The organism is Mesorhizobium atlanticum, assembly GCF_003289965.1.
Lineage (GTDB): Bacteria > Pseudomonadota > Alphaproteobacteria > Rhizobiales > Rhizobiaceae > Mesorhizobium > Mesorhizobium atlanticum.
Genome location: NZ_QMBQ01000009.1, coordinates 25,769 through 49,461, shown reverse-complemented (window position 1 = coordinate 49,461; position 23,693 = coordinate 25,769). Strand labels below are relative to the sequence as shown.

The following is a 23,693-nucleotide window of genomic DNA, read 5'->3' as shown; positions in this document are numbered from 1 at the left end:
TTCAAGAAGACGAGGAAGATGGCGACATGAACGACCTTTCGGTCATCGATCGCTTCATGGAAACTTTTACCCGCTATATCGACAGCGGGTTCGGTCTGCTTTCGGGCGACGTCGCCTTCCTCACCACCATCCTGATCGGCATCGACATCACGCTGGCTGGCCTGGTCTGGGCGTTTGGCGGCGAGCCCAATATTCTTGGCCGGCTTCTCCGCAAGGTCCTCTATGTCGGCGCCTTCGCTTTCATCCTGAACAATTTCAAGAACCTCGCCGACATCATCTACCGCTCCTTTGCCGGCCTCGGCATCAACGCTTCGGCCGGCAATCTGTCCGCCGACAATCTCCTGCGGCCGGGCCGCATTGCCGCGACCGGATTTGAGGGCGCCTGGCCGCTGCTCGACCAGGCGAGCCAGCTTCTTGGCTTTCCTGAAATCTTCGGAAACGCGCTCACCATTTTCGTGCTGCTTCTGGCCTGGTTCCTGGTCCTCATTGCCTTCTTCATTCTGTCCATCCAGCTCTTCATCACCATCCTCGAGTTCAAGCTGACCACGCTGGCCGGCTTCGTCCTGGTGCCTTTCGCGCTCTGGAACCGATCGGCGTTCCTGGCCGAACGCGTGCTCGGCAATGTAATCTCGTCGGGCATCAAGGTGATGGTGCTTGCCGTCATCGTCGGCATCGGTTCAACACTATTCGGCGAGTTTGCCTCCGCGCTGCAAGGCAAGGAGCCGGACCTGGCCGCCGCCATGTCGCAGGTGTTGGGCGCGCTGGCGCTGCTTGGTCTCGGTATCTTCGGCCCGGGGATTGCCTCAGGCCTTGTCTCCGGCGCGCCGCAGCTCGGCGCAGGCGCGGCGCTCGGAACCACCGCGGCTGCGGCTGGTTCAGCGCTCGTCGCTGGAGGTGCTGCCTTTGCCGGCGCGCGCATGGCGACAGGCGGCGGTGTTGCTGCTGTCCGTGCCGGCACGACCATGGGGTCGGCAGCTTTCACATCCTGGCAGATGGGGCGTGCAACATCGCCCGAATCAGGCCTGTCCGGGGTAGCTGCTGGGCTGCAGGGCGTTGCCGGCGCCGCCGGCGGCGCTGCGATGCAAGGACTGCGATCAGCAGCAGGACCTTTCCGGCGCAGCGCCGATGCTGGTCGCGATGCTGCCTGGACCGCGACCGGCGGCACGCCAACCAGCTCCATGACTACAGGGCCCGCCAATGCAGCCCCCGCCGCCGCGCCGGCCTGGGCGAGGCGTCTGCGTTCCCAACAGACCGCCCGTGCCCATCGTCATGCCGCAACGCAGGCCGTGAGCGATGGAGATCGGGGCGGAAGCGGCGCCAATCCCTCTCTCAACGACAAGGAAGACTAGATGCTCTTCAAGCGACCCGTTCAGCGTTACGGAAAGACGCCTGAGCCCGTAACACCTTACCAGAAGGCCGGCCAGCTCTGGGACGAGCGCATCGGAACGGCGCGCGTGCAGGCCAGGAACTGGCGCCTGATGGCGTTTGGCTGCCTGGCTTTGGCGACCGGGCTCTCCGGCAGCCTCGTATGGCAGTCGATGCAAAGCCGCGTCGTGCCTTACGTGGTCGAGGTCAACCGTTTCGGCGAAACCCGCGCCGTCGCGCCGGCGATCCAAAACTACCAGCCCGATGATGCCCAGATCGCCTGGCATCTTGGCCGTTTCATTCAGAATGTCCGTTCGATCTCCACTGACCCGGTCCTGGTGCGGCAAAACTGGTTGTCGGCCTATGACTTTGCCACCGACCGGGCAGCGCTCTTCCTCAACGAATATGCCAAGGCGAAAGACCCGTTCGGTCAGATCGGCACCCGCAGCGTGTCGGTGCAAATCACCAGCGTGGTCCGAGCCTCCGACAGCTCTTTCCAGGTCAAATGGACCGAACAGGTCTTTGAGCGCGGCAGCCTCGCCAGCACAACGCGCTGGACCGGGATCCTCACCATCGTGATCCGCCCGCCGACGAACACCGATCAGCTGCGTAAGAACCCGCTCGGCGTCTTCATCAACGCCATCGACTGGTCGCGAGAGCTCGACAGTGCCGCGCCCACATCTGTTTCCCCGAAGGAGCCCGCCAATGACAAATAGAACCCAATCGCTCCGCGCCGTGCTGATTCTGTCGACGTCGGCTGCTGTCCTTTCCGCCTGCGCTTCGAAGTCGGCGCCGCCGCCCCAGATCTCTTATGACGCGACCGACTTCAAACCGGCTGCGATCGAGAAGGCGCCGGAGAAGCCGGTGAAGGTCGTCGAGGTGCCAAAGCCTCTGCCGCTGCCCGGTCAGTTGCAGCCCGCACCCGGCAAGGCGGTCGAAGACAAGAGCTCACCTGAGGAGCGGGTCGCCGACGCCAACAAGGCAGCGACGCAGCAACCCACGAAATTTGGCTATGTCAACGCGGTTCAGGTCTACCCCTTTGCCGACGGTTCGCTCTACCAGCTCTACGCCGCGCCGGAACGCGTCAGCGATATTGCCCTGCAGCCAGGCGAGAAGCTGACCTCGGTGTCAGCCGGCGACACCGTGCGCTGGGTGATTGGCGACACGACAAGCGGCACCGGCGATGGTCAGCGTACCCATGTGCTGGTCAAGCCGTTTGCGCCAGGGCTTGCCACCAATCTGGTCATCACGACGGACAGGCGATCCTATCACTTGCAGCTTCAAAGCACCGAGAAAACCGCCATGGCAGCGATCTCCTGGACCTACAGCGAGGACCAGATCATTGCGCTGCGGCGCCGCAATGCTCAGGCCGAGGCGGCGATGCCGGTGGCATCGAACGTGGCGCTGGAAAACATCCGCTTTCGCTATTCGATCACCGGCGACACGCCGCCCTGGCGGCCGACGCGCGCCTTCGACGATGGCAGCAAGGTCTATATCGAATTCCCACGTCGCATCGATCAAGGCGAAGCGCCGCCGCTCTTTGTCGTCGGTGCGGACGGCGACAGTCAACTCGTCAATTACCGCATGCGCGGCAACTATTACATCGTAGACCGCCTCTTTGCCGCGGCCGAACTTCGCCTTGGCACCAAGCAGCAACAGGTGGTGCGCATCACCAGAACCGATGGCCGGCAGCCGCCGCGGCGAATCTCGCTGTTTTCGCGGATCGGCAGGTGAGGGGAGAATTCATGACCGAGACTTCCCGCCCCAGCGCTCCGCCGAAACTCGATCCCGAGCAACTGCAGCTGCGGGGCTCACCTCGCCGTGCCGTGCGCTTCAGGCGCGGCATAATAGTCGCCATTGCAGCTGTGGGCTCAGGCACCATCTTGGGTGTCACCATGATGGCGCTGCAAGGGCCGGCACTGCGTCTGAAGCAGCAGGCGGAAGAGCTTTACAACACTGACCGTAAGCCAAGGGCCGAGGGACTCGAGACGCTACCCAAGGACTATTCTGGGATTAAGCCGAAGGCGCCGGTGCTTGGACCGCCGCTGCCAGGCGATCTCGGTCGTCCTATCCTTGAGCACCAGCGTCAGCTTGGTATCGCGCCGGGCCAGGAAGTGTCGGCCGAAGAGCAGAGGCTTGCCCAGCAGGCGATCGAGGCGCGCGAATCACAAGTCCTCTTCCGGATCGAAGACCGGCATCAACAAACGGATGCCAACGCCAATGGGCAGGGAATGCGCTCGCCCTTTGAGGTGACCCCTGCGCAGTCCGATGCACCACGCGATTCGGCTTCTGTGGCCCCGGCCGAGGGCGATCAGAACAATCAACAGCGCAAGCTCGATTTTACCAGTCAGCGGAATGTATCTGGGATCTACAATCCGCATGCGCTGCAGACGCCGGCTTCGCCGTACCAACTGATGGCCGGCAGCGTGATCGCCGCAAGCCTGATCACCGGTATCAATTCCGACTTGCCTGGTCTCGTCGTCGCCCAGGTTACCGAGAATGTGAGCGATACCATTACCGGCAGCATACTGCTTATTCCGCAGGGCTCCCGCCTGATCGGCACATATGACAGCGTCGTCGCCTTCGGACAAAAGCGCGCACTGCTCGTCTGGCAACGCATCGTGATGCCGAACGGCTCATCAATCGAAATCGATAATCTGCCCGCGACGGACACTGCTGGCTATGCGGGGCTTGAGGACGAGGTGGATTTCCACACATGGCAGCTGATCAAGGGGGTGGCGGTAGCCACATTGCTGGGCGTCGGCACAGAGCTGAGTCTCGGAGACAACGAGAGCGATCTCGTCAAGGCAATCCGCGAATCCGCCCAGCAGAATGTCAGTCGAGCCGGCCAGCGAATCACCGAAAGGAACCTCAATATTCAACCCACAATAACCGTCCGTCCCGGTTGGCCGCTGCGCGTCGTCGTGCACAAGGATCTTGTGCTGCGGCCCTACGGAAGCTGAATAGGAGCAATCATGGCGACCCTGAAACTTGGAAAGCTTCCGGACCGCACACCCTCCAAGATCACCATCACCGTCAGCGCCGATCTGAGCCAGGCCTTAAACGACTATGCGGCGCTTTACCGTCAGACCTACGGTGAGTCCGAAACCGTGGCTGAACTAATTCCCTTTATGCTGGTCGGATACCTGGAAGGCGATCGGGCATTTTCCAAAGCCAGAAAGGAAGGCCTACCTGGCGCCGTGCCGGAGAAGCAACGACGGTAATCAGCTCCGACAGACGTCAGATACAATGAGCTGCCGTTTTTTCGAGGCACGACAGCTCTTGATCCTGACTGCCGCTCCGCCTTCGCTGCGGTTGCTGCACTGGGTTTTTGCAGCTCAGGCTTTCGCCTTACGTTTTGAGACAGGCTTCTTTGCGGGAGCAGCCTTTCTTCCTAAGCCCAGCGATTTTGCCAGCGCCGATCGGGCTGCCGAATAGTTCGGGGCGACCATAGGATAGTCCTTCGCCAGTCCCCACTTCGCCCGGTATTCATCGGGCGTCATCCCGTGTCGGGTTGCCAGGTGGCGCTTGAGCGACTTGTATTTCTGACCATCCTCAAGGCTGATGATGTAGTCCGGGAATACCGACCTTTTGGGGTTAACTGCCGGCTTTGGTGCAGGTGCTTCTTCTGAAGCTGCCTGACCAATATTAGACAATGCGGAATTAACGCTAGCGATCAATTCTGGCAGTCCGGATACGGGAACTGCGTTCTTCTGAACGTAAGCGGAAACGATATCTGCGGTAAGTTCGATCAGATTGTTGCCGGCTTCTTCGGACATTTCAGGCTCCAAGCTCACAATATATATGCTCATAGGCCTCAATTCGGCGATGTGCAACGGGATCGCGGCCTAGATCTGTGCCCGATCAAATAGAGCTAAGCGGCAGCGGATAAAAACGCCTCGCAATAGCGTCGGCGCTGGTTTCCACCATGACGTCATGCACAAACTTCCGCTTTGCAACACGTCGGACACAGGGCAAGCCAGACTCGTCATAGGTCTCCAGCTTGACCAGGTAGTCTTCCCCGAAGTCGATATAGACAGGGCAGGCGGCATCAAGCCACGTTCGTCGGGGCCTCACCCAGTCAAATTGATGGTGGCCGCAATATGTGCGATGCACTTCGTCCTCAATCTCCCGTATGGAATGAATCCGACCGGATTTGACTTCGGCCTTCGTCGCGCCTGGCCGCTCTGCCAGATATTCGCTCCACCGAAAGAACATGCCGGCGTTCGCGCCGTTCATGTGGCGCTCGGCCTTAGACCACACCACGTCCTGGGCTACGTCTGAGGCGGGATCTGGAAGCAGATGATAGATATCGAAGTTCTGCCGAAAAGCCCTTCCGTCAACGACCCAAACAAGGTTGCCATAGAAGTGTTCGCGGGAGATGCGTTCGGCATCGGTCAGGGCTGAGTGCTGGACCTCGATAACAATGCCGGTGGGCGTCTTGATATCAGCACGGTGGATTTCGCCGCTTGGGGCAACGTGTGAGATTTCACGAGATAGCTCCGGAAACAGGTTCTTCCAGTCTCGGTGCCATTGGGTTTCGTTCTCCCACCAAGGATCGCAGTTGCGTCGTCCGAAATGGGCCCAGTGGTGGAGCACGCGAGGGCCACATTTTGCGACCATCCCGGAGCCACAGGACGGGCAGTTGCCCTTGCCACCGGGAAAGGCCTCTCGACGAACATTGTCAACCAATGCGTATTGCATGCCTGTGCCTATGTTTTGAGGTGTTTGGAGACCTTGGAGTCGGGAAATCGGCAGGCTCGAACGCAGTCCGCACGTGTTCAAATTAACCAGCTACTTTTGTGACGAAATATCTTGCCGCGCCGTATCAAACAGATCATGGGTGTTCGCTGGTTCGGTAAATGTAGTGCTTGGGGTAAATATGCGCATTAAAAAGGTCGCAATCAAGAATTTTAGGTTGCTGTCAGACGTAAGTCTCGTCTTGGAGCCGTCCGAGACGCTCATCGTAGGGCGCAATAATAGTGGTAAAACCTCCCTATCAGAGGTCATGCGCCGGCTGCTCGACGATGGTCCTGTAACCTTTCAACTTGAGGATTTCTCCAGCGCGAGCTACCGCGGATTCTGTGCCGCCGTCCATGCCCATCTCGCCGGCCAACAAGAGGATGGAGTCCGCGCTCTTCTGCCGGCTATCGAATTGCGCTTGTATTGCACGTATGATCCCGATGTCCCCGAGCTCGGTCCGCTCGCCCCGTTCGTGGTGGATCTTGATCCAGGCGTGAGCGACGCCTTAATCGTACTCCGCTACGAGCTGAAGGACGGAGGGCTGGGCGCTCTTTTTGACGGGCTTGCCGATGGTTCATTGGATGACGCATCCCGCAAGGCGTTCCTTGTTGGCCTGCGGGAGAGGATACCCGCCAACTTTGGCCTCAGGATCCGAGCGGAAGATCCGAACGACCCGACGAATTACCGGCAGTTGCAGCCGGCGGCGTTGCGCAGCTTGGTTCGGACCGGGTTCATCAACGCGCAGCGTGGATTAGATGATGTGACATCGCGAGAGACCGACGTTCTCGCGAAGATCCTTGAAGGTCTCTTCGTCACTGCCTCCTCGCCAACGGCAGATGCGGCGGACAAGGTCATCGCGGAGGCCCTTGCCACAGTCGTTCAAGGACTTCAGACGCAGATCGACGGCAATTTCGGAAATCAGTTGCAGAACCTGATGCCGACCTTGACCAGCTTTGGCTATCCGGGATTGGGCGGCCAAGAGCTGCAGACTGAGACAACCCTCGATATCCGCAAGCTTCTTTCCAATTTTACCCGGGTTCGATATGCCGGCTACGGCGGCGTAACGCTCCCCGAGTCCTACAACGGGTTGGGTGTGCGCAATCTGATATTCATTTTGCTCCGGATCGTCGAGTTTCACAAAGCGTTCAAGGCCGAGCCGAAAACGCCAGGCGTTCATCTTGTGTTTATCGAAGAGCCAGAGGCGCATCTGCATCCACAGATGCAGGAAGTCTTCATCAAACAGTTGGGCAAGATCGCTACGCAACTGGCTGGCCTGGGTGCGGGCGCTGTCCCTTGGCCCGTCCAGTTTGTGGTCTCAACTCACTCATCACACATCGCCAATGCAGCTGGTTTCGAGAGTATCCGGTACTTCCTTGGCGCTGATGTGCCGGGCGCTGATGCCGGCATTCGGCAGACCAAGATCAAAGACCTCCGCGAAGGACCGGGGAGCACGCCGGCGCCCGACAAGCAGTTTCTGCACCAGTATCTGACGCTGACACGCTGCGACCTGTTTTTCGCCGACAAGGCCATCCTTGTCGAAGGTCTTAGCGAACGGGTCATGCTTCCGGTTATCATCGGAAAGGCCGAAGGCGCAGAACCCGCCATTAAGCTCTCAAGTCAATACCTGACCATCATGGAGGTTGGCGGGGCCTACGCACATCTCTTCTTCGGTCTGCTCGATTTCCTCGAGCTTCATTACCTCATCATCACAGATTTGGATTCCGTCGAGGCGCCTGGGGGCGCCGCATGCCCGGTCCACCTTGGTACAGCGTCCAGCAATGCTTGCCTGAAAACGTGGTTCGACGACAATCCTCATAGCCTGGCCGGGGTGATGGCCAAATCCGACGATGACAAGACCAATGGACGCGGGCGCATCGCCTACCAGGTTCCGGAGGTAGATGGGGGCCCCTGCGGGCGAACTTTCGAAGACGCCTTCATTCTGGCCAATCAAGCCTTTTTCGGCCTCGCGGCAGGCACGCCCCAAGAACAAGAAGTGGCGGCACGCGATATGGCCGCAGGGCAAAAGAAATCGGAATTCGCGTTGAAATATGCGATTGAGAATACGGGCTGGGTGGCTCCAAAGTATCTTACGGACGGCATCCGCTGGCTGGCCGTCGACTATGTGCCTCCCGTTGATCCGGCACTGGCGATCGTAGCAGCAGCCGCCGCCGCACCGGCGCCTGCACCAGCAGCACCAGCACCCGCGGCAGCGCCAGCACCCGCTCCGGAAGGAGGGGGCCTTGAGTAATCATGAGTCTCCTGCCGAAGAGGCGAGCCGCATCGCTCTTGAAGAGGTCTTCGCGTGCATACAGGCCGGCCGGAGCTTCCGCCTTGAGGCGGGCGCTGGCGCCGGAAAGACGTACTCATTGGTCGAGGCGCTCAAGTATCTGATTAAGCGCCACGAGAGAGATTTCATGCGGCGGGGGCAGCAGATCGCCTGCATAACTTTCACCAACGTTGCAAAGGATGAAATCGAAGCGCGAACCGACAAGCACCCGATAATCTATTGCAACACCAATCACTCTTTTTGCTGGCTCCTCATCGGCGGGTTCCAAAAGCAGCTCAAGGCCCTGGTGCCGCAGATGCCTGCCTGGCAGGACAAGCTCCAGGAGGCGGGTGGCATAGGCGATCGTGGGGTCGAATACAGTCTTGGACACCGTGCCGTGCGTGAGCGCGTGCTCTCGCTACACCATGATGACGTCATCCCGCTCACGATCTCGCTAATGGAGAACCCGAAGTTTCGCAAAATCATGGCGGACCGGTTCCCTATCGTCCTGATTGATGAATATCAGGACACCGACAAAGCTTGGGTGGAGGCACTTAAGTTGCGCTTCCTTGGTCAGCCGAATTCACCGCTCTTTGGCTTCTTCGGGGACCACTGGCAGAAAATTTACGGCAACGGATGCGGAGAGCTTAACGACGCCGCCGTCACCCCGATCGGCAAGAAGGCGAATTTTCGCTCGGTGAATGCGATTGTCGGATGCCTCAACCGGATGCGACCGGCGTTGCCGCAGTTTGTCAAAGACCCTGCAGCGCCAGGTCGAGTTCGTATCTTCCATACCAATGGCTGGGTTGGGCAACGGCAAGCAGGGCAACATTGGGGCGGCGATCTGCCGTCTGAAGTCGCTCACCAAGCTCTCGAAGCCACAAAAGCGAAGATGATTGCCGATGGCTGGGATCTCTCGCCAAAGCAGACGAAGATCCTGATGCTGACCCACAGAGTCCTTGCCAGTGAGCAAGGTTACTCGAATCTGGCAGATGCGTTCCGCTACAACGACTCCTATCTCAAAAAGGAAGACCGCCTCATCGCTTTCCTGATAGACGTCTTGGAGCCGGCCGCCGACGCTTACTCGGCAAAGCGTTATGGCGCCATGTTTGAGGCAATGGGTGGAACTGTGCCACTCCTCAGGCGTCAGGCAGATAAAGCTGCATGGGCAGCTTCTTTTGATCGACTCCTGGAGCTTAGGGAAGGCGGGTCGATTGGCGACGTCGTCGACCATCTCATGGCAGAGCAACGCCCACGATTGCCGGACAGGGTCGAAGACTTGCAAAACGCGCTAGCAGCATTCAATCCTGAGGCGGGCATTGACAAACCCCGACCGCTTGCAGAGTTGGAAAAGCTTCGGGTGGTTTCGTATTTGGAGGTCAAGGCGCTGCGAAAATACCTCGAAGGCTACTCCCCGTTCGAAACCAAACATGGCGTCAAGGGTGCCGAGTTCGAGAACGTTCTGGTCATTCTGGGTCGGGGCTGGAATCAATATAATTTCGGAGAAATGTTGGAGCTGGCGGGCGGTGCGGTGATTCCCGCGAACAAGCAAGCAGCCTTTGAGAGGAACCGCAATCTGTTCTACGTGGTTTGTTCGAGGCCGAAACGCCGCCTCACATTACTGTTCACCCAAGAACTGTCGAATGCAGCCTTGTCTAGGCTTCAGGCGTGGTTCGGCGTCGATTCTATTGAGGCACTGGTATTCTAGGAAGGTTCAAACTGCTTCCCAGGGCAGCGCCAATAACGGATACGATGTCACGTACAGCAGTTCGGACCGAGCAATGCGGCTGTCCGCTTCCGAGGTGTTGTCGGGCAACAAGCCTCGCCACTCGCCTTGTCGCAGAGACCATTCATCATGGTTAGTGCCAAGACACCTCTCTTGGTTATCGGGTTAACGATCAGGCGGCCTTCAGGCTCTTCAGCACCTTCTCTAAAGGCGTCTTTGACCGGTTTCGAGACATCAGCCGCCAATTTGGTGGTGAGTTCCTGGATTTCCTTCGCTTGCCCGACACGAGACGTCTCTATGTAGCGCTTGCCTTAGCGCAGGCTGGGGCGCTTTGGCCGAAAGCTGTGCTACATTTTGTGACACCTATTGTGATACAAATTCGCTGTTCGAATAGAAAAAATATAATAAAAACAACGGAATACGTAGCCAAGCGATCCCAGCCAACGGTACCATCGCTTTCCCTCATAAGCGGCTGATTTTTCGATTTAAATTGGGCGGTTCGATCGCAAGCCTTGCGTCTGATTGCGATTTTGCGTCGCAAATTGTGGTGTGAGCGGATGGTAGGGACGAACGCGCGAAGGGCGCGATCCTGGTCGCTGCTCCTCCTTCATAACGGCCTATTGCGACCGCGCACTTTTCGATCCGGATTTTAGACGTCGCCGTCTATGGAAGTCTTCGAGGAGGACGCGTCATAGCGTTGACGAATCATGTTCGTCAGGCTCCCTTGCGCCGGATAGAGCGGTATCAGGCAGGCCTGCAGGGCGTGGTACAAATCGGCTTTGCCGACAAACAGCGAGTGCGCCGGCCGCAGTTGCTCATCCAGTTCTTCGAACCATCCGCCATGCTCGCGGTCGATATAGGCCTCGGCGATGGTATTCCAGATGCGCCGGTACCATTCTTCATGGAAGGCGCTTGGGCGATGCTCGGCCAGGAATGAGGCAGCACCCGCGGCCTCGGCGATCGGCCACCAGGGTTTGAAGCGGAATGACGGCTTGTCGGCCCAGTCGAGGGTGTAGAAAAAGCCGCCTTTGGTTCCATCCCATGCCAGTTCCACGGAACGCCGAAACAGCATCTCCGCGGCTGACGGCATCCAGTCGTGCTTTTTGCCGCCAAGCACCCAGAGCTGGAGGGCCAGCCTCGCCCATTCGAGCCAATGACCCGGCGTCGTCCCCGACGGACGAAACATCTCGTTGACCGCCCTGTAGGAACGGTCGATAGCCCACCGCTCATCGAAATGCTCGGCGACACGAAAATCGCACTCGCGGGCACGGCGGTTGATGATCAGGTCCGCGATGCGCTCCGCCTTGCGCAGGTACTCCTGGTCGGCGGTCGCTTCATAGGCAGCCATCAATGCCTCGGTCAGGTGCATGTTGGAATTCTGGCCACGATAGCCGCGCATCGGCGTCCAGTCGCGCTCGAACTCCTCGGCGATGGCGCCGTGCTGCTCTTCCCAGAACCGGTCGTTCAGGACCGTCGTGACGTCTGCCAGCATCCTGTCGGCCAAAGGGTGGCCCACCAGCTTCGCGCTTGATGCCGCAAGCAGCACAAAGGCATGGCCGTAACCTTGCTTGCTGGCGTCCTTGGGCCCGTCGTCGTCGAGCGACCACATGTAGCCGCCATGCTTTCCATCACGATGGCCGTGCCAGAGATACTGCATTCCGTGATCGATCATGCGATCACTACCAGGCCGCCCGAGCAGACTGGCGATGACGTAGCAATGGACGGCCCGGGCAGTAGTGTGGATTGGCCTGACGGCTTTCCCGGGCAGGGGCTTGCCAGTCGCATCGAGATCGAAGAACCCGCCCCGCGGGTTGATGGCGACCGGATCGAAAAGACCGAACAGGATATTTGCCTGCTTCGTGAGCCACGAGCGGTGCCATGGCGCATCACGCCAGGCGCCGGGACTGGACGAGGTAAATGAAAATTCCGGCATTCAATGTTTCCTGGTGGGCGTGACAGGGTTGACGGTTGGCGGCGCCGCATTGGCGGGCGCGTCCTTTATACAGATAACGAGCCCCCCGAATGAACCCGTCGAGGCATCATATCGGTGCATGGTCCTTGAGAATGTTTGGAATCGTCAAGAGCCAAGCCCATCGCGGGTGGGCTGGAGAAGGGGCGGAGTTGTCACGCTCGCGTCACCGACCGTAATAGCCGGCGATATGATCGAACGCCTGCGCCTGCGAGATGTATTTCGCCGGCTTGCCGATAACCACGCCGTGATGCGGATGGACGCCAGCCGGCGGCCGGGATGCCACGGAGAGTTGAGCCCGCCGGCACAATGCCTGGCCATAGCGCCAGCGCCGCCAATCCAGGTGCGACTTGACGCGCCGGGCGTGATCAAACGAGCGGCCGACGGCAAAGACAGCACCGGCGCTCGCCCAAACCTACGCTGGCCAGGCGAGTGGCGCAGGATGACGGCTGCCGTCGCCAAGCGGCCGATAGTCCAGACGGCTGTATTTGCATACATCGCGCCCATGCTGCTTTGTCCGATCAGGCCGCAGTCTGTCGCCTGGGAAGGCTGATCCGGACGCGCAAGCCCCCTAGCTCGGCCTTCAGGAGCTGGATATCGCCGCCGTAAAGCTGCGTCAGTTCCGAGGCTATCGGCAGGCCAAAACCATAGCCGGGTGTCGCCTCGTCTATGCGCTTGCCTGGCCGCATGGCCTCAGGGATCGAGACCGGGTCCAGACCAGGTCCGTCGTCGTCGACGTCTATGACGACGTGCCTTGGGCCGAGGCTGGCGACTATCGCCACGCGTGATCGCGCCCATTTGCTGGCGTTGTCGAGCACGTTTCCGAATATCTCGTCAAAGTCCTGAGGTTCGACGGCGACGACAAGATCGCTCGAAGCAGGACCCTCATAGCGGAGGTGACGATCGCGATAGATGGTAGCCATCATGTTCGTAATATCAGCCAACCGTTCGGACACGTTGGTGGACGCTCGGGGAGGGCCTGCCAGAGCGCCCGCGCGAGCGCGTGCCAGATGATGGCGGATAAGTCGCTCCATAAGTTCGAGTTGCGCGCGCATCACCGGCGCTTCTCGATCGGAAGAGCCTTCCAGACCCAAACTCAGTCCAGCCAACGGCGTTTTGAGCCCGTGGGCAAGATTGGCGACGTGACGGCGAGCACGCGCCAGCCCCTCAGCATTTTCGGAAAGGACGCTGTTGAGCTCCTCGACAAGGGGGATGATTTCACTTGGTTGGTCTTTGGGGACGGCGGTTCGAATTCCCGCGCGGACATTCGCCAAGTCCGCACGCAGCTGTGCTAGCGGTCGAAGACCAAGCCGAACCTGGACCATCATGGCGCCAATCAGCAAAAGGCCAAGTACCACCAGCGCTGATGCGAGGGGAAACATGGTTTCCCGCAAGGGAGCGTAGATCGCTGCGTATGGTGCGGTGGCAGCAATCGTCACGGTCCCGCTTGCAAATGGGACATCGAGAATGCGCCAGTGCAGATATTCGCCGTCGTTGCCTGGGCCATCGGCCGGATATGGCCGCCCAATTGACCGGACGGTTCCAAGCCACTCGGAAAAGCCGGAAAGTTGCTGAAACCGACCTCCCTGTCTGCGGGCCGGAATCGATAGTTGCCCGGGTAGGGATGGCGAAGCAAGGCGGCCGTCCTGCCCCACAATTTGCCAGGTCCATCCCGAACCCGGGCGATCAAACGGAGGACCGCTCAAGGCCGGGCCGACGGTCAACAAACCTGATGCGTCTTTTGCCAGGTCGGTGGAAAGTGCCGCGATCTGGCCGTCGAGGCGCTGATCGATCTGCCCGATGATGAACCGCTCAAGGATGAGAGCGATCGCTGTCCCCGCAACAACCAACGCAGCCACCATCCCGACGATGGCGCCCAAGCGCAGCCGTCCAGCAAGGGAACGTGGCATCTTTGTCATGATGCGCCTGCGGTGAGCCGGTAGCCGAGGCCCCGGACCGTCTCGATCAGGTCATGGCCAATCTTGCGCCGCAGTCTGGCGATAATCACCTCCAGCGAGTTTGAATCGACTTCGCTGTCACCGTCGTAAACGCGTTCGAGAAGATCCGCTCGGGCAACGACTATCTCTTTGCGCATGATGAGACTGGAGAGCACGCGCCACTCCAGGCCCGTCAATTTCAGCGGCAAGCCATCCAGTTCGAACGTACCCAGTTGCGCGTCGAAGGCGACCGGGCCGCAACTGACGCGTGTTTGGGCATGCCCGGCAGATCGCCGCACCAGGGCTCGCATTCGCATGATCAGTTCTTCCATGCGAAACGGCTTGGTGAGGTAGTCGTCGGCGCCGGCTTTAAAGCCTTCCACTTTTTCCGACCAACCGTCGCGGGCCGTAAGGATCAGGACGGGGACACTACGGCCTGCGTCCCGCCAGGCTTTCAAAACGGCGGTACCCTCAACCTTGGGAAGCCCAAGATCGAGAACAGCGACATCGTAAGTGCCTGTTTCGCCCAGATGCTGGCCATCCTCGCCGTTGCGGGCGACGTCGACAACGAAGTTCTCCGCACGCAGCGCGTCGGCGAGTTGCGTGGCAATTGACAAGTCGTCCTCGACGAGCAGCACTTTCATCCAACCAAGCCTCGTTCTCTGATCCCTGGCTGGTAGGCTCGCCGCCTTAACTGGACCTGAACGGCGCGGTTCAGGCCGGGTTTCAAGCACTGCTCTACAACCATTCCCATCCCAACCAGAAAGGATGAGGAATATGTCAAACGCTTCTGAGAACGAAACCGGCTCTTCAACGGTTGCCGAAAAACGTACCCCCTACCTGACAAGCCTATTCGGTGCCGGGCTTGTTGCGCTTGGCCTTGTGGCGGGGGCCGGGGCTGCACTTCTCGCCGCTCCCCCATCGGACATTGTCCTGATCCAGCCGGCCACTATCTCTTCGCTTGCCCCATACAGCGAGGTCTCGGTGAAGGGGAAGGTCGCTGAGGTCTTTGGCAACAAATTCATCATAGAGGACAACACTGGTCGAGCCTTGGTCGAGACAGGGCCGCGTGGCGACGATGGCAAACTCGTCGTGGTCGGTGAAACCTTGACCGTGCAGGGACATTTCGACGACGGATTTATTCGTGGCGACCTGCTCATGCACGCCAATGGCGAAGCCGACAGCCTGAAGCCTCCCCGACCCGGTCCGCGCGGCCTGCTCGATCGATTGCGAGGGCCTAATGTTGGGATCGTGCCGGGTGCGTGAAGTCACATTGCGGTATGGATAGCCATCCATATCGGCTTCTGCGAGGAACTAATCCACGTTCCCGGTATCAGTAGTTTCTCGCAGTGGCACCTCTGCAAGCGTTTATTCCGGCGGCGTCGGCACGCCTGCTACATTCGGTTCGCCGAACGAGATCCGAGCGGCATCAGTAAGCCCGCTCCGCCTCAAATATCCAGCAGGCGAGCGAGGGATGATGCGGCCCCGGTGCCGGCGATGCCAAGGTCGCGGACGCTGCTCATATGGTTGGCCCCGGCGAGGCTCGTGCGTGAAACGACCAGCCCTTGCCGTTCGAGATTCTCTGCGAAAGCGGCGGCCTGACTGTGGAAAGGCGGCGTTTCCTCGGCGCCGACGGATACCGCGACCGCCACGCCCGGATCGAAGCTGTGATCGACCGGCGAGAACCGCTCAACCTCTTGGTCGGTGATCGCGATCTCGGCTGCGAGAAACGACTCCTGCAACGGTCTTAGGTCGTAGATGCCGCCGAGCAGGAGCGCGCCTTTGATGCCTGAAGGCCGGGTATTGCCGTCAAAGAGCATCGTCGCGAGATGCGCCCCGGCGGAATGGCCGCTTACCGTCAGCTGGCCGGGATCGCCGCCATAGCTTGCGATGTGGTCATGTATCCATTGCCTCGCGCGGCGTATTTGATCGACGATCGTCGCCATTCTCACGCTCGGCATCAATGCGTAGTCGACGATGACGGCAATCGCCCCGGCGTTGGTGACGGTGTCTGCTAGGTAGGAATAGTCACGCTTGGAGAACATGCGCCAGTAGCCGCCATGAATGAACATGTGCACCGGCAGGCGGTCGCGTTCGCCCTGCGGGAAGAACAAGTCGACAGTTTCCGTGCCGTCGGGTCCGTAGGGCACGTCGGCGGCCATCGGAACTTTTGCCCTGGTCTCGGCGCTGCGGCGGACGATTTCGGCGACGATGTCGTCGAACTCGGGGACATGGTCGCGAATGCGGAATGGATCTTTCGCCATCTGTCTCATCAGATCGTCACGGCGATGTATTTCGCCTCCATGAACTCGGCGATGCCGTGCTTCTGCCCGCCTTCGCGCCCAAGCCCGCTCTGCTTGACGCCGCCGAAGGGCGCGGCAGGGTCCGACATCAGGCCGCGATTGAGCGCAATCATGCCGGACTCGATCTTCGACGCCATGCGCATGCCTTTGGCAAGATCGCGCGTGTAGATATAGGCCGCAAGGCCGTACTCGGTGTCGTTCGCCTTGGCGATGACCTCCGCCTCGTCCTCGAAGCGGCTGATTGGCGCCACGGGGCCGAATATCTCCTCGTGAGCCATGGCGGCGTCGGCCGGCACGTCGCTCAGCACCGTGGGCGGATAGAAAAATCCTCGGCCCTCGGCGATCGCGCCGCCGCACAGAACCTTCGCGCCGCGCGCGACCGCGTCCTGGACCAACCGATCGATCTTGTCGACGGCCTTTCTGGTGATCATCGGCCCGCATTCGGTTTCCGGGTCCGTGCCCGGGCCGATGGCAAGCGCCGCCATGCGTTTGCGCAGGCCTTCGGCGAAGGCATCATGGATGCCCGCCTGGACGTAGAGCCTGTTGGCCGCCGTGCAGGCCTCGCCGGCATTGCGCATCTTGGCGATCATCGCGCCGTCGAGCGCCGCCTCGAGATCGGCATCGTCGAGCACGATGAACGGCGCGTTGCCGCCAAGTTCCATCGAGCAGGAGATGACGTGCTTCGCCGCCTCGGCAAGAAGCGCGCGGCCGACGCCGGTCGAGCCGGTGAAGGACAGCTTCCGCACGCGCGCGTCGGCCAGCATGGCCGCAGTCACCGGTCCCGGATTCGAAGTGGTGATGACGTTGACGACGCCCGGCGGCACGCCGGCCTCCTCGTACAGGGCGGCGAGCGCGTAGGCTGTCAGCGGCGTCTCGCTGGCTGGCTTCAGGATGACGGCACAGCCGGCGGCAAGCGCCGGCGCGATCTTGCGCGTGGCCATCGCCGCCGGGAAATTCCACGGCGTTATCAGCACGCAAATGCCGATGGGCTGGTAGTCGACCACGATCCGGTTCGCGCCGGACGGCGCTAGGCCGAACTCGCCGCTGATGCGAACCGCTTCCTCGGCATTCCAGCGGAAGAACTCGGCCGCGTAGGCGACTTCGCCGCGCGCGTCGCGCAGGGCCTTGCCGTTCTCCAGGGAGATCAATACGGCCAAGGTCTCGGCGCGTTCGGTCATCAGCTCAAAGCAGCGCCTCAGGATCTCAGAGCGCTTGCGCGGCGGGGTCTCGCGCCAGCGGGCCGCTGCCTGTGCCGCCGCCTCGACCGCCGCCGCGGCGTCGGCGAGCGTTGCGTCCGGGACCGCGGCGATTACAGCTTCGGTCGATGGGTCGACCACTTCGATGACACGGCCGTCGGATGCGGGGCGCCATTTGCCGCCAATGTAGAGTCCATGCGAAAACGCGGCATACTCAGACATGTCGGTGTCCTGGTCGAATAGGTCTATCGAAATGTTCATTGGAATCGGGCCCCTCCCTCACATCGTCGCGGCCGACATGTCGCCGCTATAAGCAGCCCTGACCAGGCGCTGCATCGCAGGCAGGTCGAAGGGGCGCGGATTGTTCTTGATCAGCCGGTCGATGCTGAGCGCCTGTTCCGCGGTCCAGTCGATCTTGTCCTCGGGAAGGTCGAGGTCAGCCAGCGTTCGCGTGATGCCGATCGCATCGAACAATCGCGCGACTTCCGTGATCGTGGCGTCGGCCAGCTGACCTGCGTTGCCGTCCTGGTGGGGCAGGCCAAGCGCAATGCCGATTTCCGCGATCTCCGCGGCTGCCGCCGGCAGGTTGTAGCGCATCACATAAGGAAGCATCGTCGCGACGCCCAGGCCATGCGGCGTGTGGGTGAGCGCGCCGACCGGATACTGCACCGCGTGAGCGGCGGCGGTTCCCGCCGTGCCGAAGGCACAGCCGGCGGCCAACGCTCCCATCATGACATCGGCGCGCGCGCTCTCGTTCGATCCGTCGCGATAAGCGGCTTCGAGGCTGCGGCCCAGGAGCCTGATCGCCAGAAGGGCGAAATGATCGGTCAGGGCGCTCTTGCCGACGAAGACATGGCGTTGCGCCAGATCGGCATCTGCGCCGCGTCTTGCCGCGGTGAAGGCTTCGATCGCATGCGTCAGCGCGTCGGCGCCGGCGATGGCGGTCAGTGATGGGGGACAACTCGCCGTCAGGTCCGGGTCGCACAGCGCAACCGCGGCGATGAGATGCGGGCTGGAGATGCCGACCTTCAGCGTCCGCTCCGGGTCGGAGATTACCGCGACGGGAGTGACTTCTGAGCCCGTGCCGGCCGTGGTCGGCACTGCGATAAGGGGAAGGGCAGGGCCTGGCACCTTGAACTCACCATAATAGTCCTGGAGCTTGCCGCCATGGCTGATGAGCAGCCCGGCGCATTTGGCCATGTCGAGGCAACTGCCACCCCCAACGCCGATCACCATGTCCGGCCTGAACCCCTTCGCCGCCGCGATACAGGCGCCGACGCTGTCGCGCGGCACATCCGGCAAGGTGCGGTCGTAGACGAGCGTGTCGATCCGGGCAGCCTTCAGCCCATCGAGCATCTCGATGAACTCGGGTGTGCTGGCGAGCCGTTCATCGGTGCACATGAATGCGCGCCGGCCATATCGCCCGGCAATGGCGGGCAGCGCATGGCGCTGGCCTTTGCCGAAGAGAATTTCGCGCGGCAGGCGCGCGGCTGCAAAAAGGGTCATGGACCGAGATCTTTCGAGAGAGACTGATGGAAAGCCTCGTGTTCATCGGCAGGGCGGCCTTCAGTCCGCAGGCCGTCGCTTTGTCGGCTTCTTGCCCGCGTCGTTGAGCGCGGCGATACGGTTCCTAGCCCCATCCGTTCGTATCCTCTATAAAATCGTATAGGATATCCTATTGAATTGACCGGAGCATCATGTTAGGGCTTGCTCCTGTCAAGAGGTAACCGATGGAAAATCCCGACCTGACGGTTGAAACCGAAGCTCGCTCAAGCGGTCGCATCCAGCGCGCCAACAGCCTGGCGGGCGATGTTTACGAGGCAATCTTCGCGCAATTGATGTCGCTGAAGATTCCGCCGGGATCGCGCATTACCGTCGATAACCTCGTCAGGGAATTCGACGTCTCGCACACGCCTATCCGTGAAGCGCTCGGACGGCTGGAAGGCGAGGGCCTGGTCGTGAAGACCCATTTGATCGGCTATCGCGCGGCCCCGCAGATCACAAGGCGCCGGTTCGATGAACTTTACGAACTGCGCCTTTTGCTGGAGCCCGCTGCCGCCGCCAAGGCTACGGCAACGCTGGATGAAGAGCGCCTCGCGATCTTGCAGGAAGCGGCAGGCGTGATGGCGCGGCGGGTGGGGAAGGACGAGCGCCTGCGCTATTCCAATTTCGCGCGGCAGGACGCGATCTTCCACGACAAGATCATGGAGTTCGCGCAGAACGAGCTCATCCGCGAGACGCTGAACCACCAGCATACGCACTTCCACATCTTCCGCCTGATGTATCACTCGCGCGTCACCGAAGAAGCGCTGGATGAGCACGAGGCGATCCTCGCTGCTTTCGCGGCCGGCGACGCGCATGCCGCCGAAAAGGCGATGCAAGTGCACATTGAGAATTCGCGGGACCGCCTCCTGCCCGCCTTCGAGTAACCGAAAGGACAAGTCATGCCAGCCAAGAAGATACTGATGCTGACCGGTGAGTTCACCGAGGAATACGAAATCTTTGTCTATCAGCAGGCGATGGAGGCCGTCGGTCACACCGTTCACGTCGTTTGCCCCGACAAGAATGCGGGCGACGTGATCAAGACCTCGCTGCACGATTTCGAGGGCGACCAGACCTATACCGAGAAGCTCGGCCACTATGCCCTGATCAACAAGACGTTCGCCGACGCGGAGAAGCAGCTCGACCAGTACGACGCCGTCTATTGCGCAGGCGGCCGGGGACCGGAGTATATCCGCACCGACAAGCGCATTCAGGCGATGGTGCGCCATTTCCACGAAACGAAGAAACCGATCTTCACCATCTGCCACGGCGTGCAGATCCTGATTGCGGTCGATGGCGTCGTACGCGGCAAGAAGGTAGGTGCGCTGGCGGCCTGCGAACCGGAAGTGACACTCGCCGGCGGCACCTATATCGACCTGTCTCCGACTGAGGCTTATGTCGACGGCACGATGGTTTCGGCCAAAGGCTGGACGGCTCTCGCCGCCTTCATCCGGGAATGCCTGAAAGTGCTCGGCACGGAAATCCGGCACGGCTAGGATCTGGCGGAACGCAGAAAGACTTGGAGCGGGTGGCCGGTTCTGGATGGAAAGCGCCTCTCCATGTACCCAACGATTGCAATCTTTCATCTGTCGAAGAGTGGCCATTCTTCGACAGCAGGGAAATCCGAGAACCATCGAACCTGGAGGCTGGCCGGCCTTTCCTGCCGACTAAACCGATAGTCGACCTGTCGCCGTTCAGGGCCGACAGATTCTGAATCCCTGCGGCAAATCTCTCGCTTGCGACCCGGATATGCCGCTTCACGTCGCTCCATCGGATAACGGATTGGAGTAGGCGGAGACAGCTGCAGGGAAACGACGCGTCATGACATCAGCCAATATTCTGATCTGCGATTTTGTCGGCCTCCGGTTTGGGGCCGATGGCAATCCCGACCACAGCGAGGTCAAGGCCTACATCGAAGCCAAGGGTGGCGTGTTCCACCAGACGGGCATCGCCAAGGCCGGCGCGCTTGAACCCGGCAAGCGGCATTTCTTCTACCAGCCGCAATTGAGCACGCGCGACGAATTGCTGGCCGAGGCCGGCGACGGCCGCTACGACGCCGTCATCGCCGCCGCGACCTTCATTCCGGCCGAGACCAGGTTCCGCCTCGGCGGCGTGCGCATCGGTGCCGGCACCGGCAATATGGGGTCGGCATCCTGGGGCGGAGGCAGCGGAGAAGGCGGCGAAGCGCCTTTGATGAATACGCCTGGCATCAATAGCCGCGCCACCGCGCAAATGGCCATGAAGGCGCTGCTGAAAGTCAGACCGGATCTTCCGGTGGACAGGCTCAACACCCTGGTCGCCGGCGGGCAGTTCGATACGGGAAAGGACCTGCGCCACTACCCGACCGAAAAGCTCGAAGGCAAAAGGTTGGCGGTGATCGGCTATGGCAATATCGGCCGGGAATTCGCCAGGCTCGGCCAGGCCTTCGGCATGCGGGTCGCTATCCATGCGCGGCCTCGTCACCAGAAATGGATCGAGCTGGAAGGCTTCGACTACGCCGCAACCATGGAAGACGCGGCGCGCGGCGCCGACGCGCTTTCGGTCCACCTCGGGTTGGGTGCTTTCGATCCCGACGCGCAACGATACGCCAACGCCGGACTGATCGGAGATGAAGTCCTTTCCCTCCTCAACCACGGCGCCGTGCTTATCAACTATGATCGCGGCGAGCTGGTCGACGTTGCAGCGCTGGAGCGCGCTCTTGCGTCAGGACACATTTCCCATGCGGCGATCGATGCGGATCTGTTCAAGGGCGGCGGCACGCTATCAGGCCCGATGCTGCCCTATCTCAAACTGGTCGAGGCCTATGGCCAACGCCTGGAACTTCTCCCCCATGCCGCGGCCGACACCGATCATCCCTCTCGCGTCGCCGGCGCCAAGCAGGCGGTCGATCAGATCCACGCGGTCATCACCGAGCGTCACGTCACCAATCTGAAGGGCTCGTTGCCTCCGGGTTTCGTTGATATGGGAGCGAAAGTCCCTCCCGGCATCGGCGGCATTACGCCTCGGCACCTCGCGGCGCTCGCCGCGGACCGGGCAGTTGCCGCCGACTTGGCCGGTGCGGGCGCTGTGGTGGCCGGATTCTGGGAGCGTCTCCTGGCTGCGTCCGCGCAAGAACGGGAGGCGCTGCTCTTTTCAGAAGGCGAAGTCTTCGCCGAGGCAGCGAACCGGCTCTCCACCTTGCTGCGCAAACATCACCTTTCCGGACCGTTCACGTCAAAATAATCCTCCGGTTGCGCCCTCGGTCTCCAGTGGCCACCAGCCGTCCTTGGTGGTTCGAGCAATTTCAGGAAAAGTGTGAGCGGGTTTCCGCCTGGAAATTGCGACAAAACAAAGAGACAGAGCGTTTCGCCGTCTCTGTGAAACGGTGAAACGCTCTAGCGGACGCGGCCTGCCGGCACCGTTGCATCAGCGTCGCCTCGGGTCGACAATGCTTCTCCATGGAAGCAGTCCGATTTCCCAAGCTCACGACACCCAGGCTCGTGCTTCGGGCGCCGAGCGAACGGGATATCCCAGCATGGTTTGCGCGCGCGACGGATGTCGAATCCGCCTCCCTTGCTGGCGATCCCGTTCCCGACGACATGAGCGCAGGTGCGCGATGGTTCGCCCGCTCGCGTCGGCGGTTCGCTGATGGTGAGGCGATTCAATGGTCCATGGACCAAGCAGGAGTATCCGACGCGATCGGGACGATAACCCTGTCCTTCAGCGCAACTGACGCCAAGGTGGCCGCGTTGGGATTTGTGCTGGCGCGTGCGCATTGGGGCCGCGGGCTGGGCAGCGAGGCGGTGTGCGAAGTCCTTCGCTACGCCTTTGAAACTCTGGCGCTTGAACAGGTGACGGCCGAGGCGGTGGTGCGCAATCTGGCATCGCTGCGGATATTGGCCAAGTTCGGCTTCAAACATACAGAAAACTTCATTGACGCTTCCGACGGGGAGCGTTGCGAACGCTTCGCGCTCGATCGAGACGCATTTGAGAACCTTCGAGCGCGACCTTCTGGGAGGTAGCCTTTCGGATAACGGAGCCCCGAGTCGACATTGCATGAGGATGTCACTATATAGCGCCTGCCCCGGCTCGGGCCGGGGCAGCGTTGACCGGGAAGCTGCGATACGGTTTGTGATGCAAATGCGCTGTCGAAGTTAGAAAAAGGCAAGCAAAAACAAAGACGGCGGCCTTCTGTCGACCCCGGCCAACCATTCCATCATTCTCAATGATCTGAACGTGCACCTCGAACTTTTCCACTCCTGCGGCTCTGCGTCCCATGGACAAGCTCTCTTGTCCTATGGGCAAGATGTCTTGCCGGCAGGGGGCGACTCGGTTCGAATGGAGCATGCATCCTTTGCAGGATGCGGACGTTCATAGCTACCAACCGGCTTTGCCGCCAGGGAAGAAGCAGTATGAGTGAACATGCGATCGAGTTCTTGCGCGGATGGATTGGCGAGAAAGTCCAATGCCAGCATTCGCCGATCAAGATCGAGCAGGCCGAGACTCTCGCAAAGGAGTGCTGCGCCAAAGCTGCCGAGGCAGGCATTCTGCTTGAGGACATTCAGGAAGAGGTCGGCGATATCCAGGAATTGATCGCGTCCCGCCTCGAGGAAGCCGCCGAAGAGGGCAGCAGCGAAGCAAGGCCCGACAAGCCGGCGGAGTGAAAG

General features: G+C 60.8%; 23 protein-coding genes. 13 read left to right on the top strand and 10 right to left on the bottom strand.

Going from position 1 to position 23,693, the window contains the following annotated elements; genetic code table 11:
- Nucleotides 1-26: 26 nt before the first annotated feature.
- From trbL to DPM35_RS26055, 5 genes are read left to right on the top strand one after another with little or no spacing between them, the layout of a single operon-like run.
- A complete protein-coding gene (trbL, locus tag DPM35_RS26075) occupies nucleotides 27-1,349 on the top strand; it encodes a P-type conjugative transfer protein TrbL (RefSeq protein WP_112130081.1) in 1,323 nt (440 codons plus the stop codon).
- On the top strand, nucleotides 1,350-2,081 hold the full coding sequence (trbF, locus tag DPM35_RS26070; RefSeq protein WP_112130080.1) for a conjugal transfer protein TrbF: 732 nt from the start codon (nucleotides 1,350-1,352) through the stop codon (nucleotides 2,079-2,081).
- Nucleotides 2,071-3,099, top strand: a complete 1,029-nt coding sequence (gene trbG / locus DPM35_RS26065; RefSeq protein ID WP_112130079.1) for a P-type conjugative transfer protein TrbG — start codon at nucleotides 2,071-2,073, stop codon at nucleotides 3,097-3,099. The genes trbF and trbG overlap by 11 nt, the downstream gene beginning before the upstream one ends.
- A gap of 11 nt (nucleotides 3,100-3,110) precedes the next feature.
- The gene (locus tag DPM35_RS26060; RefSeq protein ID WP_112130078.1) at nucleotides 3,111-4,328 is read left to right on the top strand and encodes a TraB/TrbI/VirB10 family type IV secretion system protein; all 1,218 of its coding nucleotides are present in this window, start codon (nucleotides 3,111-3,113) and stop codon (nucleotides 4,326-4,328) included.
- A 12-nt stretch (nucleotides 4,329-4,340) separates the two neighbouring features.
- Entirely contained in the window at nucleotides 4,341-4,589 is a 249-nt protein-coding gene (locus tag DPM35_RS26055; RefSeq protein WP_112130077.1) for a DUF2274 domain-containing protein, read from the top strand.
- A gap of 114 nt (nucleotides 4,590-4,703) precedes the next feature.
- Here DPM35_RS26055 and DPM35_RS26050 read toward each other — a convergent pair whose 3' ends face one another.
- Complete coding sequence (locus DPM35_RS26050; RefSeq protein WP_073986639.1) at nucleotides 4,704-5,144, bottom strand: Ros/MucR family transcriptional regulator; 441 nt, start codon at nucleotides 5,142-5,144, stop codon at nucleotides 4,704-4,706.
- 85 nt (nucleotides 5,145-5,229) lie between these two features.
- Nucleotides 5,230-6,069 (bottom strand): competence protein CoiA, encoded by an 840-nt coding sequence (locus DPM35_RS26045; RefSeq protein ID WP_073986522.1) that lies wholly within the window; start codon nucleotides 6,067-6,069, stop codon nucleotides 5,230-5,232.
- Between the two features lie 178 nt (nucleotides 6,070-6,247).
- Here DPM35_RS26045 and DPM35_RS26040 point away from each other — a divergent pair, with 178 nt between their 5' ends.
- Together DPM35_RS26040 and DPM35_RS26035 are read left to right on the top strand one after the other, a co-directional pair.
- Entirely contained in the window at nucleotides 6,248-8,356 is a 2,109-nt protein-coding gene (locus DPM35_RS26040; RefSeq protein ID WP_112130076.1) for an ATP-dependent nuclease, read from the top strand.
- Nucleotides 8,349-10,082: a UvrD-helicase domain-containing protein gene (locus DPM35_RS26035; protein ID WP_112130075.1), complete on the top strand. Its 1,734-nt coding sequence runs from the start codon at nucleotides 8,349-8,351 to the stop codon at nucleotides 10,080-10,082. Before DPM35_RS26040 ends, DPM35_RS26035 begins: the two co-directional genes overlap by 8 nt.
- A 667-nt stretch (nucleotides 10,083-10,749) precedes the next feature.
- Here DPM35_RS26035 and DPM35_RS26030 read toward each other — a convergent pair.
- The 4 genes from DPM35_RS26030 to DPM35_RS26020 all read right to left on the bottom strand — a co-directional run bounded on the left by DPM35_RS26030 (nucleotide 10,750) and on the right by DPM35_RS26020 (nucleotide 14,650).
- Nucleotides 10,750-12,033, bottom strand: coding sequence for an AGE family epimerase/isomerase (locus tag DPM35_RS26030; RefSeq protein ID WP_112130074.1), 1,284 nt, complete (start codon nucleotides 12,031-12,033; stop codon nucleotides 10,750-10,752).
- Nucleotides 12,034-12,235: 202 nt separating this feature from the next.
- On the bottom strand, nucleotides 12,236-12,355 hold the full coding sequence (locus DPM35_RS32900; protein ID WP_146767987.1) for a fumarylacetoacetate hydrolase family protein: 120 nt from the start codon (nucleotides 12,353-12,355) through the stop codon (nucleotides 12,236-12,238).
- Between the two features lie 235 nt (nucleotides 12,356-12,590).
- Nucleotides 12,591-13,949, bottom strand: coding sequence for a sensor histidine kinase (locus DPM35_RS26025; RefSeq protein ID WP_181592146.1), 1,359 nt, complete (start codon nucleotides 13,947-13,949; stop codon nucleotides 12,591-12,593).
- A gap of 35 nt (nucleotides 13,950-13,984) precedes the next feature.
- Entirely contained in the window at nucleotides 13,985-14,650 is a 666-nt protein-coding gene (locus tag DPM35_RS26020; protein ID WP_112130072.1) for a response regulator, read from the bottom strand.
- Between the two features lie 133 nt (nucleotides 14,651-14,783).
- On the opposite strand from DPM35_RS26020, the gene DPM35_RS32220 reads away from it, so the two are divergent.
- A complete protein-coding gene (locus DPM35_RS32220) occupies nucleotides 14,784-15,272 on the top strand; it encodes a hypothetical protein (protein ID WP_146767986.1) in 489 nt (162 codons plus the stop codon).
- A 182-nt stretch (nucleotides 15,273-15,454) separates the two neighbouring features.
- On the opposite strand, the gene DPM35_RS26010 is transcribed toward DPM35_RS32220, so the two are convergent.
- From DPM35_RS26010 to DPM35_RS26000, 3 genes are all read right to left on the bottom strand, one after another.
- A complete protein-coding gene (locus tag DPM35_RS26010; protein WP_342633678.1) occupies nucleotides 15,455-16,168 on the bottom strand; it encodes an alpha/beta hydrolase in 714 nt (237 codons plus the stop codon).
- 110 nt (nucleotides 16,169-16,278) lie between these two features.
- Nucleotides 16,279-17,727 carry an NAD-dependent succinate-semialdehyde dehydrogenase gene (locus DPM35_RS26005; protein ID WP_425373417.1) on the bottom strand — a complete coding sequence of 483 codons (1,449 nt, stop codon included), beginning with the start codon at nucleotides 17,725-17,727 and terminating at the stop codon, nucleotides 16,279-16,281.
- Between the two features lie 57 nt (nucleotides 17,728-17,784).
- The gene (locus DPM35_RS26000) at nucleotides 17,785-19,011 is read right to left on the bottom strand and encodes an iron-containing alcohol dehydrogenase (protein WP_112130069.1); all 1,227 of its coding nucleotides are present in this window, start codon (nucleotides 19,009-19,011) and stop codon (nucleotides 17,785-17,787) included.
- 224 nt (nucleotides 19,012-19,235) lie between these two features.
- On the opposite strand from DPM35_RS26000, the gene DPM35_RS25995 reads away from it, so the two are divergent.
- Nucleotides 19,236-19,934: a GntR family transcriptional regulator gene (locus tag DPM35_RS25995; RefSeq protein ID WP_112130068.1), complete on the top strand. Its 699-nt coding sequence runs from the start codon at nucleotides 19,236-19,238 to the stop codon at nucleotides 19,932-19,934.
- A 15-nt stretch (nucleotides 19,935-19,949) separates the two neighbouring features.
- Complete coding sequence (locus tag DPM35_RS25990; RefSeq protein WP_112130067.1) at nucleotides 19,950-20,543, top strand: DJ-1/PfpI family protein; 594 nt, start codon at nucleotides 19,950-19,952, stop codon at nucleotides 20,541-20,543.
- A 331-nt stretch (nucleotides 20,544-20,874) separates the two neighbouring features.
- Here the strand turns inward: DPM35_RS25990 and DPM35_RS32895 are convergent, their stop codons facing one another.
- The gene (locus tag DPM35_RS32895) at nucleotides 20,875-21,051 is read right to left on the bottom strand and encodes a hypothetical protein (protein ID WP_245431644.1); all 177 of its coding nucleotides are present in this window, start codon (nucleotides 21,049-21,051) and stop codon (nucleotides 20,875-20,877) included.
- A gap of 18 nt (nucleotides 21,052-21,069) precedes the next feature.
- On the opposite strand from DPM35_RS32895, the gene DPM35_RS25985 reads away from it, so the two are divergent.
- The 3 genes from DPM35_RS25985 (at nucleotide 21,070) to DPM35_RS25975 (ending at nucleotide 23,690) form a co-directional block, all read left to right on the top strand.
- The gene (locus tag DPM35_RS25985) at nucleotides 21,070-22,269 is read left to right on the top strand and encodes an NAD(P)-dependent oxidoreductase (RefSeq protein WP_245431643.1); all 1,200 of its coding nucleotides are present in this window, start codon (nucleotides 21,070-21,072) and stop codon (nucleotides 22,267-22,269) included.
- A gap of 215 nt (nucleotides 22,270-22,484) precedes the next feature.
- Nucleotides 22,485-23,048 (top strand): GNAT family N-acetyltransferase, encoded by a 564-nt coding sequence (locus DPM35_RS25980; RefSeq protein WP_181592145.1) that lies wholly within the window; start codon nucleotides 22,485-22,487, stop codon nucleotides 23,046-23,048.
- A gap of 390 nt (nucleotides 23,049-23,438) precedes the next feature.
- Entirely contained in the window at nucleotides 23,439-23,690 is a 252-nt protein-coding gene (locus DPM35_RS25975) for a DUF768 domain-containing protein (RefSeq protein ID WP_112130065.1), read from the top strand.
- Nucleotides 23,691-23,693 lie beyond the last annotated feature (3 nt).

Coding starts and splice junctions, on each gene's coding strand:
- trbL (WP_112130081.1), top strand. CDS start 27: ATGAACGACCTTTCGGTCATCGATCGCTTCATGGAAACTTTTACCCGC.
- trbF (WP_112130080.1), top strand. CDS start 1,350: ATGCTCTTCAAGCGACCCGTTCAGCGTTACGGAAAGACGCCTGAGCCC.
- trbG (WP_112130079.1), top strand. CDS start 2,071: ATGACAAATAGAACCCAATCGCTCCGCGCCGTGCTGATTCTGTCGACG.
- DPM35_RS26060 (WP_112130078.1), top strand. CDS start 3,111: ATGACCGAGACTTCCCGCCCCAGCGCTCCGCCGAAACTCGATCCCGAG.
- DPM35_RS26055 (WP_112130077.1), top strand. CDS start 4,341: ATGGCGACCCTGAAACTTGGAAAGCTTCCGGACCGCACACCCTCCAAG.
- DPM35_RS26050 (WP_073986639.1), bottom strand. CDS start 5,144: ATGTCCGAAGAAGCCGGCAACAATCTGATCGAACTTACCGCAGATATC.
- DPM35_RS26045 (WP_073986522.1), bottom strand. CDS start 6,069: ATGCAATACGCATTGGTTGACAATGTTCGTCGAGAGGCCTTTCCCGGT.
- DPM35_RS26040 (WP_112130076.1), top strand. CDS start 6,248: ATGCGCATTAAAAAGGTCGCAATCAAGAATTTTAGGTTGCTGTCAGAC.
- DPM35_RS26030 (WP_112130074.1), bottom strand. CDS start 12,033: ATGCCGGAATTTTCATTTACCTCGTCCAGTCCCGGCGCCTGGCGTGAT.
- DPM35_RS26020 (WP_112130072.1), bottom strand. CDS start 14,650: ATGAAAGTGCTGCTCGTCGAGGACGACTTGTCAATTGCCACGCAACTC.
- DPM35_RS32220 (WP_146767986.1), top strand. CDS start 14,784: ATGTCAAACGCTTCTGAGAACGAAACCGGCTCTTCAACGGTTGCCGAA.
- DPM35_RS26010 (WP_342633678.1), bottom strand. CDS start 16,168: ATGGCCGCCGACGTGCCCTACGGACCCGACGGCACGGAAACTGTCGAC.
- DPM35_RS26005 (WP_425373417.1), bottom strand. CDS start 17,727: ATGTCTGAGTATGCCGCGTTTTCGCATGGACTCTACATTGGCGGCAAA.
- DPM35_RS26000 (WP_112130069.1), bottom strand. CDS start 19,011: ATGACCCTTTTTGCAGCCGCGCGCCTGCCGCGCGAAATTCTCTTCGGC.
- DPM35_RS25995 (WP_112130068.1), top strand. CDS start 19,236: ATGGAAAATCCCGACCTGACGGTTGAAACCGAAGCTCGCTCAAGCGGT.
- DPM35_RS25990 (WP_112130067.1), top strand. CDS start 19,950: ATGCCAGCCAAGAAGATACTGATGCTGACCGGTGAGTTCACCGAGGAA.
- DPM35_RS25980 (WP_181592145.1), top strand. CDS start 22,485: ATGGAAGCAGTCCGATTTCCCAAGCTCACGACACCCAGGCTCGTGCTT.
- DPM35_RS25975 (WP_112130065.1), top strand. CDS start 23,439: ATGAGTGAACATGCGATCGAGTTCTTGCGCGGATGGATTGGCGAGAAA.